Raw genomic sequence first — 16,920 nt, 5'->3', positions numbered from 1 at the left:
CGCCGCGGAGACCTGGGCCGGGCCCTGCTGGACGCTCCGCAGCGCATTGGCCGTCATGGCGTCCACGCCCGCCGCCATCGCGGTGCCCGGCTGCGAGGGCACGGTGCGGTCCACCCGCATCCAGCCGGCGGCCGCGGCCTCGGCGTCGTCCTCCTGGGGGCCGGCGGCGTGACCGGTGGAGATGTCGATCCCGAAGATGGTGTGGAAGGCCTCGACATAGGCGTCGGCGAAGCCGGTCTCGGCGAGGTGGCGGGCGCGCTCGGCGGGCTGGTGCATGACCTTCGCGAGGATCCTGCGCACGCTGCGCTCGAGCACCTCGGCGGTCTCGCCGGAGACGTCGCGGCGCAGACGGTCCACCTCGTCGTCGGCCGCGTCGGCCACCTCGCGGCGCAGCGCGGCCATCGCCGGGTCGATCCGGCGCACCTCCTGCTGGGTGCGGAACGCCTCGACGTTCTCCGCGACGATGCCGCGCGCGGTGACCAGTGCCGGGTCGTCGGCCGCCTCGACCCCCACGTGGAGGTCCGCCAGGCCCAGCACGGTGATGCCCTTGAGGTGGCGCACCAGGGGGTGGAGATCGGAGTGCAGGGCGAGGTCGAGCACCACGGTGCGGCCCGCGCCGAGGAACTGCTCGGGGAACAGGGAGGTGCCGCGCCCGGAGCAGGCCAGCACGAGATCCGCCTCGGCAAGCGCGGTGTCGAGCTCGCCGGCCTCGACGCGCTGGGCGCCGTGGCGGTCGGCGAAGCCCGCGGCCCGACCCGACGGGGAGAACACCCGCAGGTCCGTCACGCCGCGCCGGGTGAGCTCGGCGAGGCCGAGGCGCGCGTAGGCGCCGGTGCCGACGATCAGCGCGGTGCGGCCCTCGAAGCCGCCCAGCTCGATCCCGGCCCGGTCCACGGCGACGGACGCCCCGGAGCGGCCGGCGGCGCCGACGGGAGCCTGCGTGGCGACCCGCTTCGCGCAGCGGAAGCCGTGCTGGAAGAGGTCGTGGAGCATGGAGGTGGTGCGGCCCTCGCGGCGCGCGGCCTCGAAGGCCTGGCGCACCTGGCCGGCGATCTCGGCCTCGCCGAGCACGATCGAGCGCAGGCCCGAGGTGACCTCGTACAGATGCTGGGGCACGGGGGTGTCCATCGCGGCGTCGAAGCACAGCGAGACCACGTCGCGCTCGATCCCGCTGGTGCGGGAGATCGCGTTGACCACCAGGTCGACACCCTCATGGAAGCTGTCGGTGTCGAGGTAGACCTCGAGCCGGTTGCAGGTGCTCACCACGACCTGGCCGGCCACGACCGGCGCGGCACCGGTGGTGCCGGTGCGCTCGGCCTGGAGCTCCTCGATGACTGCCGGGAGGGTGTCCGCGTCCCGGGTGAGGGCGTCCAGCACGTCGAGGTCGACGCGTTCATGGGAGGCGCGGAGGGCAGCAAGCATGTCGCCAGTCTAGGCATGCCCCGGCCCGCACCGTCGGGACGTTTGGACTCTCGGGGAGGACGTGCACAATAGAAGTGTCATGACACAGAACAGCACGTCAGAGCCACATTTTGCCGACATCGCGTCAGATCGTTCACGACGCGTGTCAGAAACCGGGATCACCGCAGGCCCGGACGTTGGCAGCACTCCTGACGCCCCCACCGCGGCACCGTTCCAGACTTCCGACAATGCGCTGCATCCGGCCGCGGAGGGCACTTCCCTGCCCCTCGGGCACCCCGCTCGCAGCCTCTCCGCCGAGGGCGGTGTGGGCGACTCCTCACTCCTGAGGGAGCTCAGAGGTGAGCGAGCAGACACTCCCACCGTGTGGTTCATGCGACAGGCCGGACGCTCCCTGCCGGAGTACCGCACCCTGCGCGAGGGCACCACGATGCTCGACTCGTGCGTGCGCCCCGACATGGCCGCCGAGATCACCGTGCAGCCCGTGCGCCGCCATCAGGTGGACGCCGGCATCTTCTTCTCCGACATCGTGGTCCCCGCACGCATCGCGGGCCTCGGCGTGGAGATCAAGCCCGGCGTGGGCCCGGTCTTCGACCACCCGATCCGCACCGAGGCCGACGTCGACGCCCTGCCGCCGCTCGACGACGTCTACGACGCAGCGCTCGCCCCGATCCGCGAGGCCGTGGGCCTCACGGTCGCCGAGCTCGGCACCACCCCGCTGATCGGCTTCGCCGGGGCCCCCTTCACCGTGGCCAGCTACATGGTCGAGGGCGGTCCCAGCCGCGATCACCTGCGCACCCGTGCGCTCATGCGCTCCCAGCCCGAGGTGTGGGCGCGCCTGGCGGCCTGGGTCGCCGAGCTCTCGGGCCGTTTCCTGCGTGCCCAGGTGCTCGCCGGCGCCTCCGCCGTGCAGCTGTTCGACTCATGGGTCGGTGCGCTCTCGGAGGACATGTACGTCTCCTCCGTCCAGCCCCATTCGGCCGCCGCCCTCGCCCATGTCGCGGACCTCCCGGTGCCACGGATCCACTTCGGGGTGGGTGCCGCGCACCTGCTGGCCCCGATGCTCGGGGCCGGCGCCACCGCCATGGGCGTGGACCACCGTCTGCGCCTGGACCAGGCATTGGACCTGCTCCCGGCCGGCACCCCGGTGCAGGGCAACATCGATCCGGCGGTGCTGTTCACCTCCGAGGAGGTCCGCTTCGCCGAGGCCGGCGCGGTGCTCGCCGCCGGGTCGGCGGCCAGCGGTCACGTGGTCAACCTCGGCCACGGAGTCCCGCCGGACGCGGACCCGCAGGTGCTCACCGATCTGGTGAGCTTCCTGCACGAGCAGGGCACCGCACGGGCATGACCGACCGCACCCTCGTCGTCGGCGCGGGCCTCGCCGGCCTGCTCGCAGCCCGTCGCCATCAGCGCGCCGGGCACCAGGTGATCCTCCTGGAGGCGGGCCGGGCCGTCGGCGGCCCGATCGCCGAGGTCGAGGACCTCACCGCGCACCCCGCGGCGACGTCCGCACCGCTGTGCTGCTGCTGCTCGCCGAGGAGCCGATGCACGGCTACCAGCTGATGCAGACGATCACCGAGCGCACCGGCAGCCGCTGGCGTCCGAGCCCCGGAGCCATCTATCCCACGATCTCGCAGCTCGAGGACGAAGGCCTGGTCATCACCGAAAAGTCCGGCGGGCGCAAGCTCGCGAGCCTCACCGAGGCGGGCCATGCCCACGTCGAGGAGAACTCGTCCACGTGGGCGGATCCGTTCCCCGCGGCCGCGCAGTCAGCGGACGACGAGGTCATCGATCTGCGAGAGCTCGCGCACGGTCTGCTCGGCGCCGTGCGGGAGATGGCCCGCACCGGCTCGGACGAGCAGGTGCGCCAGGCCGCCGTCCTGCTCGAAGAGACCCGCCGAGGTCTCTACACGATCCTCGCCGGCCCATCGGCCGCGCAGAGCGCGGATCCGTCGGCCGACGATCCGTCGTGACCCTCAGGGCTTCGTGGGAGGCCCCGTGCGCGGGGTCTTCCCGTCGCCCTCTCGATGCCCGTACGCCTCGTAGGCCTTCTCCGCGCCGCTGCGCAGCACGCTGAAGGCGGTCCTGCCGGCCTCGGACTGCGCGAAGTCGAAGGCGGCCTGCGCCCTGTCCACGAAACCGCGACGCTCCTCGTCGGTGGCGTCCTCGTCGCCGGGACCGCCCTTCTGCGAGGCGAAACCGGAGATGTCGGGTCCGCCGAAACCGGTCGGCGGAGCCTGTCCGCTCTCGATCCGCTCATGGCGATCCAGAGCCACCTTCAACTCGAGCGGCACCCGCACCTGCCGCACGAGCGTCGCCCGCACATCCTGCCGGATCTGCGTCGACTGCTCCGCGAAGAACTCCTCGCCCTCCCCGAGATCGGGGTCGAGCTCGAGCGCCTTGCCCAACAGGTAGGACGCCAGGTCCGCCGCCACTTCCGGCGAGAGTCCGTAAGCGTCCGCCGAGGCCGGCGACGAGAGCAGCGCCACGGCGTCGTCCCGCTCGAGCACGCTCGGGGCGATGTCCAGAGCGAGCAGCATGTCCTCGACAAAGGCATGGAAGCTGGCGTCTCCCGGCACATCGGCGCGACGCAGCTCGACCCTCCCCCAACCATCGGGCAGGCGCACCTGGGAGACACCCTCCCGGGCGAATTCGTCCTGCGCGGCGCGGCGCACGATGCGGCGGGCGGCGCGGATCAGATGTCCGGAGTCGGCATCGCGGGGCAGCTCCGGGGAGATGGCCCGGGCGTCGGCCAGCACCCGCGAGCGCGCGGACGAGTTCTCGGCGCGGCGGCGCACAGTGGCGGGGACCGAGGCCAGACGTCCTCGGATCGTGGCGATCGGCTTCATGGGCGCACCTCCTGCGAGTCCTGCTGGATGGGCTGTTCAGGTGACCATCCTACGGACGGCCACCGCGAGGCGCCGCAGCGAGGTCGACAGCGCGTTCGGCTCGCGACGTCGACCGGCGCGCTCCCGCTCTTCCGCTCAAGAGTGCAGGTGAGGCTCACCTGCGTGACCAGACAGCCCGGGCGCGCAGGAACATGCACCTTCCGCTGCGCGTTGAACTGGACAACAATGCTCGACACGAGCACCTCACGACACCAAGGAGATGACATGGCTGACCTCGCTTACACCATTCCCGGACTCGGCACGGACGACTCCCTCCGTCTCGTGGAGTCCCTGCAGGACCGGCTCCACGCCATGAACGATCTGCACCTGACGCTCAAGCACGCACACTGGAACGTCACGGGGCCGCGCTTCATCGCCGTCCACGAGATGCTCGACCCCGAGGTCGCGGAGGTGCGCGGATTCGCCGACGACCTCGCCGAGCGCATCGCCCAGCTCGGCGCCTCCCCCGTCGGCACCCCGGGCCGCCTCGTCGCCGAGCGCAGCTGGTCCGACTACACCACCGGCAAGGCGGACACGCAGGAGCACCTGAAGGCCCTGGACGAGGTCTACACGGGCATCATCTCCTCGAACCGCAAGGCCATCACCCTGGCCGGCGAGCTCGATCCGATGACCGAGGACATCCTGGTCGAGCAGACCCGCGGACTGGAGAAGTTCCAGTGGTTCATCCGCGCCCACCTCGAGGGCTCACAGGCCTGATCGACGCACCGCGAGGAACGAGCGGCAGGAGACCAGGCGCACGACGCACAGGCCTGATCGACGCACCGCACGGCGCGGGCGCACCCTGAGGGGAGCGCCCGCGCCGTGCTCGTTCGTCCTCATGTCTCAGGGTGTCGGCCCCGATGACCGGGCGCACCGGCGCCGAGTACGGTGAGGACCCCGACCCCGAGGAGGACCCCGCATGCCGATCGCCGACCCGAGCGCCGATGAACTCAGCCTGCTGCAGGACGAAGCGGTGCTGTTCACCCGCGAGCTGATCCGGATCGACACCACCAACTTCGGGGGCAACGATCCGGCCACCTGGGGCAAGGGCGAGACCGAAGCGGCCGATTACGTGGTGGGAAAGTTGCGCGAGGTGGGGCTCTCGCCGGAGGTCCATGAATCCGCCCCGGGGCGGCCCAGTGTGTTCGTGCGCCTGCCGGGAGAGGACCGCGAGCGCGGGGGCCTGATCCTGCACGGCCACCTCGACGTGGTCCCTGCGCGCGCCGAGGACTGGTCAGCAGATCCCTTCGGGGCGGAGATCCGCGACGGCATGATCTACGGTCGCGGCGCCGTGGACATGAAGGACATGGTCGGCATGCTCCTGGCGCTCGCGAGGCACCTGTCCCGCGCTGGCCAGGTCCCTCCGCGTGATCTGCTGTTCGCCTTCTTCGCCGACGAGGAGAACCGCGGGATCTGGGGATCGGAGTGGATCGTCGAGCACCACCCGGAGATCTTCGCAGGGATGAGCGAGGCGATCAGCGAGGTGGGCGGCTACTCGATCACCCTGCCGGAAAAGGAGACGGGCGAGGACGTGCGCGCCTATGTCCTCCAGACCGCCGAGAAGGGCCTGATCTGGGGTCGCCTGCGGGCGACGGGCCGGGCCGGCCACGGGTCCGTGCCCAACGACGAGAACGCCATCGTGCGCCTGGCCCGTGCGATCACCGCGATCGACGCCCATGTCTTCCCCATCGAGTTCGTCGCCAGCGTGCGTGCCCTGTTCGACGGGGTTACCGAGATCACCGGCATCGGCTGGGACGAGGAGGACATCGCCTCGTTCCTGCCTCTGCTGGGCGGAGCGCGCCAGTTCGTCTCCGGCACCCTCAGCGACTCGGCGAACCTCACGATGCTCGATGCCGGCTACAAAGGGAACGTCATCCCGCAGACCGCCGAAGCGACCTTCGACGCCCGGTTCCTGCCCGGCCACCAGGAGGAGCTGCTCTCGCTGCTCGAGGAGCTGACGGGTGAGCACGTCGAGGTCGTCGTGGACGACATCGGCAACTCGGTGGACTCCCCGCGCACGGGCCCGCTCGTGGACGTGATGACCCGGTCGATCCAGGCAGAGGATCCCGGCTCTCGGGTGCTCCCCTACTGCCTCAGCGGAGGCACCGACAACAAGCCCCTCTCCCGCGAGCTGGGCATCATCGGGTACGGCTTCGCCCCGCTCCAGCTGCCCAAGGATCTGGACTTCGCACCGCTGTTCCACGGCGTGGACGAACGGGTCCCCGTGGACGCGGTGCGCTTCGGCGCACGCGTGCTGCTGCGCCTCGCCCGGGACTGCTGAGCGCCCGACGGTTCATGTCGGGGGCCCAGGGGCGTCGGACGCCCCAGGGCTCAGGAGTCTTCGTGCAGGGAATCCGCGAACAGGTCCCCGACGACGAGATCGGTCGGGACCGGGTCCTCCGGCTGCAGGCCGGTGTACCAGCTGGGGAGCAGACGAAGCAGAGCGGCGGTGACGCGTGAGCTGTCCAGCTCCACGCCGGCGCGGGCATCGTCCCCGGTCTCCACGAGCCACTGGATGAGCACATCCAGCGTGCCGCCGGCGTAGAACCGGGCGGCCTCGGCGATGGGGAGGGACGGCGGGACCTCGTCCCCCAGGCGCTCGAGAGCGATCACGTGGAGGTCGGAGAGGGTCTTCACCAGGATCAGGTACGTGGAATGGGAGAACTTCCACTCCAGCGCACCACGCAGGAAGGCGTGGTGGCGGTCGACGTACGCCACCATCGTCGCGGCGGCTGATTGCACGATCCGGTGCATGTCGCCGCCGTCAGCGATGAGCTGCTCGGCGCGCGTGTACTGGAGCTCGAGCATCGAGCCGAACATCGCGGCCACCAGATCGTCGAGGCCGGAGAAGTGGCTGTAGAACGCGGCGCGGCTGACACCGGCGCGACGCGCGAGGGCGTTGACGGTGATCTCGCCGTCGGTGGCGCTGAGGTCCCGGGCGGCTGCGAAGATCGCGGCGCGGGTACGTGCGGGTCGAGGATCCGGGGCACGGCCATGAGTGCTGGGCATCCCCGTATCGTACCGGGGCAGGGGGCTGCGCCGATGATCCCTCGCGGACGCGCTCGGGCACATCACGTGTTGGCAACGACCAGCCCAGACGTCCCCCGTCGGGCGTCTGCTCCCACTGCCGGAGGTGCCGGGGGCAGACAGCGTGCGGCATCGCTGCGGCGCGGCGGTGAACAGGGAGTTCGAGGAGTTCCCACCCGCCCGTGGGGCGCTGACGAGCGTCCGCTGGGGCCGGCATGTCCGGCAGCCCGCACACGCGAGGACCACGCCACGATGGAAGCTCCGTCACAGACAGGCTCGACACGGCGATACCCTGGTGGGGACACATCCAGAAAGGCTCCCCGACATGCCCGAACGAACTGTGAAGATCGCCAGCACGAGCGGACTGCACGCCCGCCCGGCGGCGATCTTCTCGCAGGCAGCGAGCGAGCTGCAGACCCCGGTGACCATCGAGAAGGCCGGGATGGCACCGGTTCAGGCCTCCAGCATCCTCATGCTCCTCACCTTGAACGTCGACTATGGTGACGAGGTGACGCTCCGCGCCGAGGGCGAAGGGGCCGACGACGCGCTCGACACCCTGACCGCGCTGCTCGAGAAGAATCTCGACGAGAACCTCTGAGGCTGCCCGTCGCCCCTGTGACTCCGCCATCGCTCCGCGCGGTGTCCGTGAGTCCGGGCCGCCCGGGACCTCTCAGTGCTGGCGCGGTCGCACCGCGATGGCCGAGAACCCGACCGCTGCGACGGCCGCGAGCACGGCCCCGAGCATCATCGCCGCCGCGGGCCCCTGCTGGTCCACGAGGACTCCGCCGACGACGGACCCCGACATGATGGCCACCTGGAACGCCGTCACCTGGAGGGCGACCGCTGACTCCACGCGACGGGGCTCGGCCGCGGCGACCCACAGCTGAGTGATCACCGGCACTATGTTGAAGCCGATCCCCCACAGCACGACAGCCGCCGCCAGCACGCCGACGTCCTGGGTACCTGCCATGGTGGCCAGCGCGACCGCGAGCAGTCCGGGGCCGGCGGCGGCAGCCCACCGCAGCCAGCGCGAGAGGTAGCCGCCCACCAGGTTGCCGAACAGGCCGCCAAGGCCCCAGCCCAGCAGGAGCACGGCGACCACGCTCGCGTCGACCGCCTCGATCGCCACCCGGATGTACGGGTAGGCCGCGAAGTTGGCGAAGGCAGCCAGGAAGATCACGACGATCCCTGCCACCAGGCGCCGGTTGCCGAGCACGGCCCGCATCATCGCGAACCCTGCGCCGGGCTGCGCCGGAACGGACGGGAGCAGGCGCCACAGCACGCCGGCAGCGAGCAGGGTGAGTGCGGTGATCACGAGGAACACCGCCCGCCACCCGATGATGTCTCCGAGGATCGAGGAGATCGGCACCCCGATGACGGTGGCCATGCTCGTGCCAAGAGCCACCGTCGTGGACACGAGCGCGGCTCGGCCCGTCACCTGCACGCCGACCGCGAGGGCGAAGGACCAGAAGCCCGCGATGGCTATGCCCAGCAGTACCCGCGCCGCCAGCACCACGGCGAAGCTCGGGGAGACCGCCACGATCACATTGGAGACGATGGCGAGCAGCAGCAAGGACAGCAGAACGGTGCGCCGATCGGCCCGTGGGACGAGCGAGGCGATGGTCGGGGCCGTGAAAGCACCGGCCAGAGCAGTCGCAGCGAGCGTCAGGCCGGCCCTGCCTTCCGTCACCCCGAGATCCGCGGCCATACCGGGAAGCACACCCGCCGGGATGAACTCGGCGCTGACCAGAGCGGCGGTGCCCGCAGAGAGCGCCAGCGCGGTCACCACGGGATGCCGGTCGCGCGCGGGCGTTGTCCCGGTCCGGCCGCCTCTCGCCCCGTTCGCCTCCCTCGCCGCGGCCGACGCCGAGACGGTCGCGGGCATTGACGTTCCGACCGACGATGCTCCGGATTCAGACGTCTTTCCGTCGTCCTCAAGGCGATCGGAGGTGGTCTCAGGAGGGCAGCTCGACATGTCTCCAGCATGAGGCAGGAACACGCACAGCGGCAGATGTGCCCACCCCTGGATGCGTCACATCCGGTCCCCGGGACCCGCAGGATTGCGGGGCCGCTGCCTGCGCGCTCCCCACTGCCTCGCCCGGCCAACGGCTCCGGCCCGGCCGTCACTCGCCGGGGATCATGCCGCTGACCTCACGACACAGTTTTCGAGCATGAAGTTCTCGGGCATGAAAAAAGGGAGTGGGAGGAGCGAAACCCGTGAAGGTCTCCAGCTCACTCCCACTCCCACAAAGATGTCCGGCGGCGACCTACTCTCCCACACCCTTCCGAGTGCAGTACCATCGGCGCAATCGAGCTTAGCTTCCGGGTTCGGAATGGAACCGGGCGTTTCCTCGACGCTATGACCGCCGTAACACGACGAGACTCAACCAGACCTCAACACCCACCACCCCCTACGGGACGATCAGTGTTCAGGAGTTGTTTCTCCAGAACCACACAGTGGACGCGAACAGCAGCAAACAAAAAATGTGTTGTTAAGTCATCGGCCATTAGTACCAGTCAGCTCCACACGTTGCCGTGCTTCCACATCTGGCCTATCAACCCAGTCATCTACTGGGGGCCTCTCACACCCGAAGGTGTATGGATATCTCATCTTGAAGCAGGCTTCCCGCTTAGATGCTTTCAGCGGTTATCCCTTCCCAACGTAGCCAACCAGCCATGCTCTTGGCAGAACAACTGGCACACCAGAGGTCAGTCCATCCCGGTCCTCTCGTACTAGGGACAGGACTTCTCAAATATCCAACGCGCGCAGCGGATAGGGACCGAACTGTCTCACGACGTTCTAAACCCAGCTCGCGTACCGCTTTAATAGGCGAACAGCCTAACCCTTGGGACCAACTCCAGCCCCAGGATGCGACGAGCCGACATCGAGGTGCCAAACCATGCCGTCGATATGAGCTCTTGGGCAAGATCAGCCTGTTATCCCCGGGGTACCTTTTATCCGTTGAGCGACACCCATTCCACAATGGAGTGCCGGATCACTAGTTCCTGCTTTCGCACCTGCCCGACATGTCTGTCTCGCAGTCAAGCTCCCTTGTGCACTTACACTCAACACCTGATTGCCAACCAGGCTGAGGGAACCTTTGAGCGCCTCCGTTACTCTTTAGGAGGCAACCGCCCCAGTTAAACTACCCATCAGACACTGTCCCTGATCCGGATCACGGACCGAGGTTAGGAATCCAAAACGACCAGAGTGGTATTTCAACAATGACTCCACACTCACTGGCGTGAATGCTTCCCAGTCTCCCACCTATCCTACACAAGCCGTTCCGAACACCAATATCAAACTATAGTAAAGGTCCCGGGGTCTTTCCGTCCTGCTGCGCGTAACGAGCATCTTTACTCGTAATGCAATTTCGCCGAGTTCGCGGTTGAGACAGTGGAGAAGTCGTTACGCCATTCGTGCAGGTCGGAACTTACCCGACAAGGAATTTCGCTACCTTAGGATGGTTATAGTTACCACCGCCGTTTACTGGGGCTTAAATTCTCAGCTTCGATCCGAAGATCTAACCGGTCCTCTTAACCTTCCAGCACCGGGCAGGCGTCAGTCCGTATACAGCGTCTTACGACTTCGCACGGACCTGTGTTTTTAGTAAACAGTCGCTTCTCCCTGGTCTCTGCGGCCCTCGGAGCTCTCACTCCTCGGGCCCCCCTTCTCCCGAAGTTACGGGGGCATTTTGCCGAGTTCCTTAACCACGATTCTCTCGAACGCCTTGGTATTCTCTACCTGATCACCTGAGTCGGTTTAGGGTACGGGCGACCGTATTCGTCACGCTGGAACTTTTCTTGGCAGTACAGGATCACTCACCTACGCCCATACGGGATCCCCATCACGTCTCACCCAATACGGCACCGCATTACCGGTGCTCGGGCTGCACGCTTAGACGGACTATTCCATTAAGTCCGCGGAAGCTACCTCTCTGCGTCATTCCTCGCGCTGACCTACTACAACCTTGGTTCCCAGCCTCACCAACCTCCACACCCCGAAGGGTATGGGGAAAGCTCGGGTGGTTAGCATCAGCTGCCTCGGTATGGGTCCTCCTACGATCGGTTCGGGAATATCAACCCGATGTCCATCGACTACGCCTGTCGGCCTCGCCTTAGGTCCCGACTAACCCAGGGCGGATAAACCTGGCCCTGGAACCCTTGATCAATCGGCGGACGGGTTTCTCACCCGTCTTTCGCTACTCATGCCTGCATTCTCACTCGTGCAGCCTCCACCACTGGGTTCCCCCGCGGCTTCGCTGGCTGCACGACGCTCCCCTACCCATCCAGACACAAAGTCTGAATGACACAGCTTCGGCGGTGTGCTTGAGCCCCGCTAAATTGTCGGCGCAGAATCACTTGACCAGTGAGCTATTACGCACTCTTTCAAGGGTGGCTGCTTCTAAGCCAACCTCCTGGTTGTCTCAGCAACTCCACATCCTTTTCCACTTAGCACACGCTTAGGGGCCTTAGCTGATGTTCTGGGCTGTTTCCCTCTCGACTATGAAGCTTATCCCCCACAGTCTCACTGCTACGCTCTCACGTACCGGCATTCGGAGTTTGGCTAAGGTCAGTAACCCGGTGGGGCCCATCGCCTATCCAGTGCTCTACCTCCGGCACGAAACACGTAACGCTGCACCTAAATGCATTTCGGGGAGAACCAGCTATCACGAAGTTTGATTGGCCTTTCACCCCTATCCACAGGTCATCCCCTCCATTTTCAACTGAAGTGGGTTCGCGCCTCCACGCGGTCTTACCCGCGCTTCACACTGCCCATGGATAGATCACTTCGCTTCGGGTCTAGAGCCGGCGACTGAACGCCCCGTTCAGACTCGCTTTCGCTACGGCTACCCCACACGGGTTAACCTCGCCACCGACCACTAACTCGCAGGCTCATTCTTCAAAAGGCACGCCGTCACCCCTCAAGGCTCCGACGGATTGTAAGCGCACGGTTTCAGGTACTATTTCACTCCCCTCCCGGGGTGCTTTTCACCTTTCCCTCACGGTACTTGTCCGCTATCGGTCAAGAAGTAGTATTCAGGCTTACCAGGTGGTCCTGGCAGATTCGCACCGGATTTCACGGGTCCGGTACTACTCGGGAACAGCGTCACGCCATGAACCAGTTTCGTCTACGGGGGTCACACCCTCTACGCCGTCGCACTCAACACGACTTCGACTACCAGAACACGTACACGTCGGACCGCCGGCAGACGACCCAGACACGTCCCACAACCCCTGACCTGCAACCCCTGCCGGGTATCACACAGACCAGGTTTAGCCTCCTCCGATTTCGCTCGCCACTACTCACGGAATCACTATTTGTTTTCTCTTCCTGAGGGTACTGAGATGTTTCACTTCCCCTCGTTCCCTCCACACCACCTATACATTCAGTGGCGGGTACCGCGACATGACTCGCGGTGGGTTTCCCCATTCGGACATCCTCGGATCACAGTTCGGTTGTCAACTCCCCGAGGCTTTTCGCAGACTCCCACGTCCTTCGTCGGCTCTTCTTGCCAAGGCATTCACCGTGCGCCCTTTAAAACTTAGGCAACACACAAAGACACAAAATCTTCAAAATTGCTTACAATGATGCTCGCGTCCACTATGTAGTTCTCAAGAAACAACCCCACACCAACACCAGCCCGCATACACGGCACCAGCATCAGGGAGGACCAGCCACACATCCCCGACTCCCCCAGCCACCACAGTGACCAAGCAAACCGAGAACTGCGTGCAGCCTCATAACCCAATAGCGTGTCTCCACCTCGAACCACCCGGCAACCCCTCGTTCCACACCCCCGAAGAGGTCGTACTAGAGAAGCCACACCGACTGGTGAAGCGCCTATCCGTTGATGTTCCACCCTTGAGCAACCACCCCCACCACACTCGGGCAGGAAAATGGCCACCATAATTGGTGATGCTCCTTAGAAAGGAGGTGATCCAGCCGCACCTTCCGGTACGGCTACCTTGTTACGACTTAGTCCCAATCACCGATCCCACCTTCGACAGCTCCCTCACGAGGATGGGCCACTGGCTTCGGGTGTTACCGACTTTCGTGACTTGACGGGCGGTGTGTACAAGGCCCGGGAACGTATTCACCGCAGCGTTGCTGATCTGCGATTACTAGCGACTCCGACTTCATGGGGTCGAGTTGCAGACCCCAATCCGAACTGAGGCCGGCTTTTTGGGATTCGCTCCACCTCACAGTTTCGCAACCCATTGTACCGACCATTGTAGCATGCTTGAAGCCCAAGACATAAGGGGCATGATGATTTGACGTCGTCCCCACCTTCCTCCGAGTTGACCCCGGCAGTCTCCCATGAGTCCCCGCCATTACGCGCTGGCAACATGGAACGAGGGTTGCGCTCGTTGCGGGACTTAACCCAACATCTCACGACACGAGCTGACGACAACCATGCACCACCTGTGAACCAGTCCGAAGAAAGCCACATTTCTGCAGCCGTCCGGTCCATGTCAAGCCTTGGTAAGGTTCTTCGCGTTGCATCGAATTAATCAGCATGCTCCGCCGCTTGTGCGGGCCCCCGTCAATTCCTTTGAGTTTTAGCCTTGCGGCCGTACTCCCCAGGCGGGGCACTTAATGCGTTAGCTACGGCGCGGAAAACGTGGAATGTCCCCCACACCTAGTGCCCAACGTTTACGGCATGGACTACCAGGGTATCTAATCCTGTTCGCTACCCATGCTTTCGCTTCTCAGTGTCAGTAATGGCCCAGAGACCTGCCTTCGCCATCGGTGTTCTTCCTGATATCTGCGCATTTCACCGCTACACCAGGAGTTCCAGTCTCCCCTACCACACTCTAGCCTGCCCGTACCCACCGCACGCCCGAGGTTGAGCCTCGGGTTTTCACGGCAGACGCGACAAGCCACCTACAAGCTCTTTACGCCCAATAATTCCGGACAACGCTTGCGCCCTACGTATTACCGCGGCTGCTGGCACGTAGTTAGCCGGCGCTTCTTCTGCAGGTACCGTCACTCTCGCTTCTTCCCTACTGAAAGAGGTTTACAACCCGAAGGCCGTCATCCCTCACGCGGCGTCGCTGCATCAGGCTTTCGCCCATTGTGCAATATTCCCCACTGCTGCCTCCCGTAGGAGTCTGGGCCGTGTCTCAGTCCCAGTGTGGCCGGTCGCCCTCTCAGGCCGGCTACCCGTCATCGTCTTGGTGAGCCATTACCTCACCAACAAACTGATAGGCCGCGAGTCCATCCCCCACCGAAAAACTTTCCAACAACCACCATGCGGCGGAAGTTCATATCCGGTATTAGCCACGATTTCTCGAAGTTATCCCGAAGTGGGGGGCAGGTTACTCACGTGTTACTCACCCGTTCGCCACTAATCAGACCGAGCAAGCTCGGTCGTCATCGTTCGACTTGCATGTGTTAAGCACGCCGCCAGCGTTCGTCCTGAGCCAGGATCAAACTCTCCATGAAAACATAGAAAAAATCCTGACAAACAACAAACAACCAGCATATAACTGCTGTATCATCCGTTAAAATTTGCCATCAAAATAATGGCATCAACAAACAGACACGCTATTGAGATATCAAACAACACGCGCACTCAGAACTCCAAGCCACCAGGCTCTTTACTCCGAGGCAACCCCTAAAGCTTAAGGGGATCGACTTCTTCTTGTCAACTCGACTCGGTGTGACCCGCGTCGTATTCGATTTTGAAGAGTCCCGCATGTGCTTTGCAGTTCCGGTTCCGCGGGCTGGCCTTCCGGCCTTTCCGTTTTCCCGTCTTGCTGGGCACAAGGAAGAACATTACGCAGATCCGGAGGGGCCGTCAAGCCAGAACGGCCTCTCCGGAGGGTGACCGTGGCAACACTTCCTCGATGGGGTGGATCGGGCGCGTATCTGCTAGTCAGGCGGACCTTCTGGCCGCGTTGCGCCGCCCGTGGCCAGGACGCTCGGCGAGCTCCTGGTCGGCGGTGTCGACACTCGGTGGGGCGTCGGGAGCGTCGGCGGGGATCCCGTGCCGGGGCTCCCCTGTCGGCCCGACGGGGTACCTCCGGGACTCACGCGTCATGACCGGGAGAGTCCCGAGCCCGCACCTGTCCCCAGGCGAGGTCAGCGACTCGAAGGTGAGGACGCGATTCGGAGAGGCGTCGAGGAACTGTCGATCCCAGAGGCGTCGAGCGACGATCGTCCAGCGTTGATCGAGGCATCGGCGCGAGCGCCCGCGGGAACGCGCAATCAGGAACGGGAGCGGCCCTCGATGGCGTCGGGCGCGTCTGTGCGCTGGTAGCCCGCTGCTCCCTGGCCACGAGCTGCCAGCACCCCTCTGAAGGCGGCCCCCTCTGGAGGCGATACCCGTGCCCCGTGCGGACCGCGGCTCATCAGCCGGTCACCGGGCTGTCGCCCATAGTCCCCCGAACTGCCCTGCCCTGCTCTGCCGGTCGCTCGTGGCATGACGAAGGCCCCGTCGGATTCCGACGGGGCCTTCGTGGTGCCTGGGGCTTCCCCGGGCCAGGAGCGGTAGCGGCGGGATTTGAACCCGCGGTGGCTATGAACCACACATCATTTCGAGTGATGCACCTTCGGCCGCTCGGACACGCTACCGCCGCACAGACTAGCGGTCCTGGGGCCCACCGTTCAAACCATGGCGGTGCAGACGCGAGTCAGGTCACTCGGCGAGGTGCCGGCGCACGACCACGACGTTGCCCGTGGCGTGGAGAACGGTGGCATGCACGGTGGATCCGAGCGGCCCGTGGCTGTGCCCCCGATGCCCCATGACGAGGATGCGAGCTCCGGCGGCGGCCGTCAGCAGACCGTCCGCCGCGGAGCGTCCCTCGAGCACCCGGGTCTCCACCGTCAGGCCGTCATGAGCGGCCAGCGCCTGCGCGGACGCGCCGTCCAGCAGCGACCGGGTCCGTGCGTCGATCGCCCCGATGCCGCCGCCGGACCGTCCAGGCCCATCGGGGCGCACGTGCACGATCCGCAGGGGCACGGCCCAGCTGCTGGCCAGGTCCGCAGCGACCTCGACCGCCTCGGCAGCGGAGGGCGACCCGTCGGCGGCGACCAGAACAGGGCCCGCCGTGTGCTGCTCGGAGCGGATCACCGCGACAGGGCAGCCTGCGTCATGGAGGATCCCCCGGCTGACGGAGCCGAGCAGCGTGCTCAGCACGGGGCCGAGCCCGCGTGTGCCGACGACCAGCATCTCCGTCGTCTGCGAGATCTGATCGAGGACGTCGCGCGCGGTGCCCGGAAGCAGATCCGTGTGGACCTGCACGTCGGGCTCGCGGGCCGCGATGGCCTCGGCGGCGGCGTCGAGCAGCTGCATCGCCTGGTTGCGGGGCCCGGCGGAGTCCATCACGGGCACGCCCGCGAGTCCGCTCCCGAGGAGGGGCCAGGACCAGGCGTGGACGATGCGCAGCCCCACTCCCGTGCTGCGGGCGAGCGCGGCGGCCCAGCGGACGGCCGCGGCAGAGGCCGAGGTGTCGTCATACCCGACCACGATGCTCCGCGTGAGGTCCACGGTCCACACCTCCTCGTCCGAGACGGCTGCTACCCCGAGGATACGCCGTGCGCCCCCTCCTGACGAGGGATCCTGCGGTGCGCCCCGCC

11 protein-coding genes, 1 tRNA gene and 3 rRNA genes are annotated in these 16,920 nt (G+C 66.0%); 6 read left to right on the top strand and 9 right to left on the bottom strand.

The window, feature by feature from the left end; all coding sequences use genetic code 11:
- Positions 1–1,422, bottom strand: a 1,422-nt coding sequence (locus CIK81_RS13925) for a glutamyl-tRNA reductase (RefSeq protein ID WP_114355819.1), incomplete at its 3' end; no start/stop codon positions are given.
- Between the two features lie 304 nt (positions 1,423–1,726).
- On the opposite strand from CIK81_RS13925, the gene hemE reads away from it, so the two are divergent.
- From hemE to CIK81_RS13910, 3 genes are read left to right on the top strand one after another with little or no spacing between them, the layout of a single operon-like run.
- On the top strand, positions 1,727–2,767 hold the full coding sequence (hemE, locus tag CIK81_RS13920; protein ID WP_114355821.1) for a uroporphyrinogen decarboxylase: 1,041 nt from the start codon (positions 1,727–1,729) through the stop codon (positions 2,765–2,767).
- A complete protein-coding gene (locus CIK81_RS13915; RefSeq protein WP_114355818.1) occupies positions 2,764–2,982 on the top strand; it encodes an NAD(P)-binding protein in 219 nt (72 codons plus the stop codon). Before hemE ends, CIK81_RS13915 begins: the two co-directional genes overlap by 4 nt.
- On the top strand, positions 2,964–3,392 hold the full coding sequence (locus CIK81_RS13910) for a PadR family transcriptional regulator (protein WP_114355817.1): 429 nt from the start codon (positions 2,964–2,966) through the stop codon (positions 3,390–3,392). Before CIK81_RS13915 ends, CIK81_RS13910 begins: the two co-directional genes overlap by 19 nt.
- A 3-nt stretch (positions 3,393–3,395) precedes the next feature.
- Here CIK81_RS13910 and CIK81_RS13905 read toward each other — a convergent pair whose 3' ends face one another.
- Positions 3,396–4,268 carry a hypothetical protein gene (locus CIK81_RS13905; protein WP_096164321.1) on the bottom strand — a complete coding sequence of 291 codons (873 nt, stop codon included), beginning with the start codon at positions 4,266–4,268 and terminating at the stop codon, positions 3,396–3,398.
- Between the two features lie 264 nt (positions 4,269–4,532).
- Here CIK81_RS13905 and dps point away from each other — a divergent pair, with 264 nt between their 5' ends.
- Complete coding sequence (dps, locus tag CIK81_RS13900) at positions 4,533–5,024, top strand: DNA starvation/stationary phase protection protein Dps (protein WP_096164322.1); 492 nt, start codon at positions 4,533–4,535, stop codon at positions 5,022–5,024.
- A 202-nt stretch (positions 5,025–5,226) separates the two neighbouring features.
- Entirely contained in the window at positions 5,227–6,588 is a 1,362-nt protein-coding gene (locus CIK81_RS13895; RefSeq protein WP_096164323.1) for a M20/M25/M40 family metallo-hydrolase, read from the top strand.
- Positions 6,589–6,638: 50 nt separating this feature from the next.
- Here the strand turns inward: CIK81_RS13895 and CIK81_RS13890 are convergent, their stop codons facing one another.
- A complete protein-coding gene (locus tag CIK81_RS13890) occupies positions 6,639–7,316 on the bottom strand; it encodes a TetR/AcrR family transcriptional regulator (protein ID WP_241964177.1) in 678 nt (225 codons plus the stop codon).
- A gap of 343 nt (positions 7,317–7,659) precedes the next feature.
- On the opposite strand from CIK81_RS13890, the gene CIK81_RS13885 reads away from it, so the two are divergent.
- Complete coding sequence (locus tag CIK81_RS13885; protein WP_096164325.1) at positions 7,660–7,932, top strand: HPr family phosphocarrier protein; 273 nt, start codon at positions 7,660–7,662, stop codon at positions 7,930–7,932.
- Between the two features lie 72 nt (positions 7,933–8,004).
- On the opposite strand, the gene CIK81_RS13880 is transcribed toward CIK81_RS13885, so the two are convergent.
- The 6 genes from CIK81_RS13880 to CIK81_RS13855 form a co-directional block, all read right to left on the bottom strand.
- Positions 8,005–9,120, bottom strand: a complete 1,116-nt coding sequence (locus tag CIK81_RS13880; protein ID WP_241964176.1) for an MFS transporter — start codon at positions 9,118–9,120, stop codon at positions 8,005–8,007.
- A gap of 468 nt (positions 9,121–9,588) precedes the next feature.
- A 5S ribosomal RNA gene (rrf, locus tag CIK81_RS13875) occupies positions 9,589–9,705 on the bottom strand.
- A gap of 118 nt (positions 9,706–9,823) precedes the next feature.
- Positions 9,824–12,886 (bottom strand): 23S ribosomal RNA (locus tag CIK81_RS13870).
- 379 nt (positions 12,887–13,265) lie between these two features.
- Positions 13,266–14,784: ribosomal RNA gene (locus CIK81_RS13865) — 16S ribosomal RNA — on the bottom strand.
- The 16S, 23S and 5S rRNA genes sit together here, the layout of an rRNA operon.
- A 1,045-nt stretch (positions 14,785–15,829) precedes the next feature.
- Positions 15,830–15,915 (bottom strand) — tRNA-Ser (locus CIK81_RS13860).
- 64 nt (positions 15,916–15,979) lie between these two features.
- Positions 15,980–16,831, bottom strand: a complete 852-nt coding sequence (locus CIK81_RS13855; protein ID WP_114307226.1) for a universal stress protein — start codon at positions 16,829–16,831, stop codon at positions 15,980–15,982.
- Positions 16,832–16,920: the final 89 nt, after the last annotated feature.

This window comes from Brachybacterium sp. JB7 (genome assembly GCF_003335205.1).
Classification (GTDB): domain Bacteria; phylum Actinomycetota; class Actinomycetes; order Actinomycetales; family Dermabacteraceae; genus Brachybacterium; species Brachybacterium alimentarium.
Note: the sequence above shows the minus strand (reverse complement) of the source record. Positions and strands in the feature narration are given on the sequence as shown.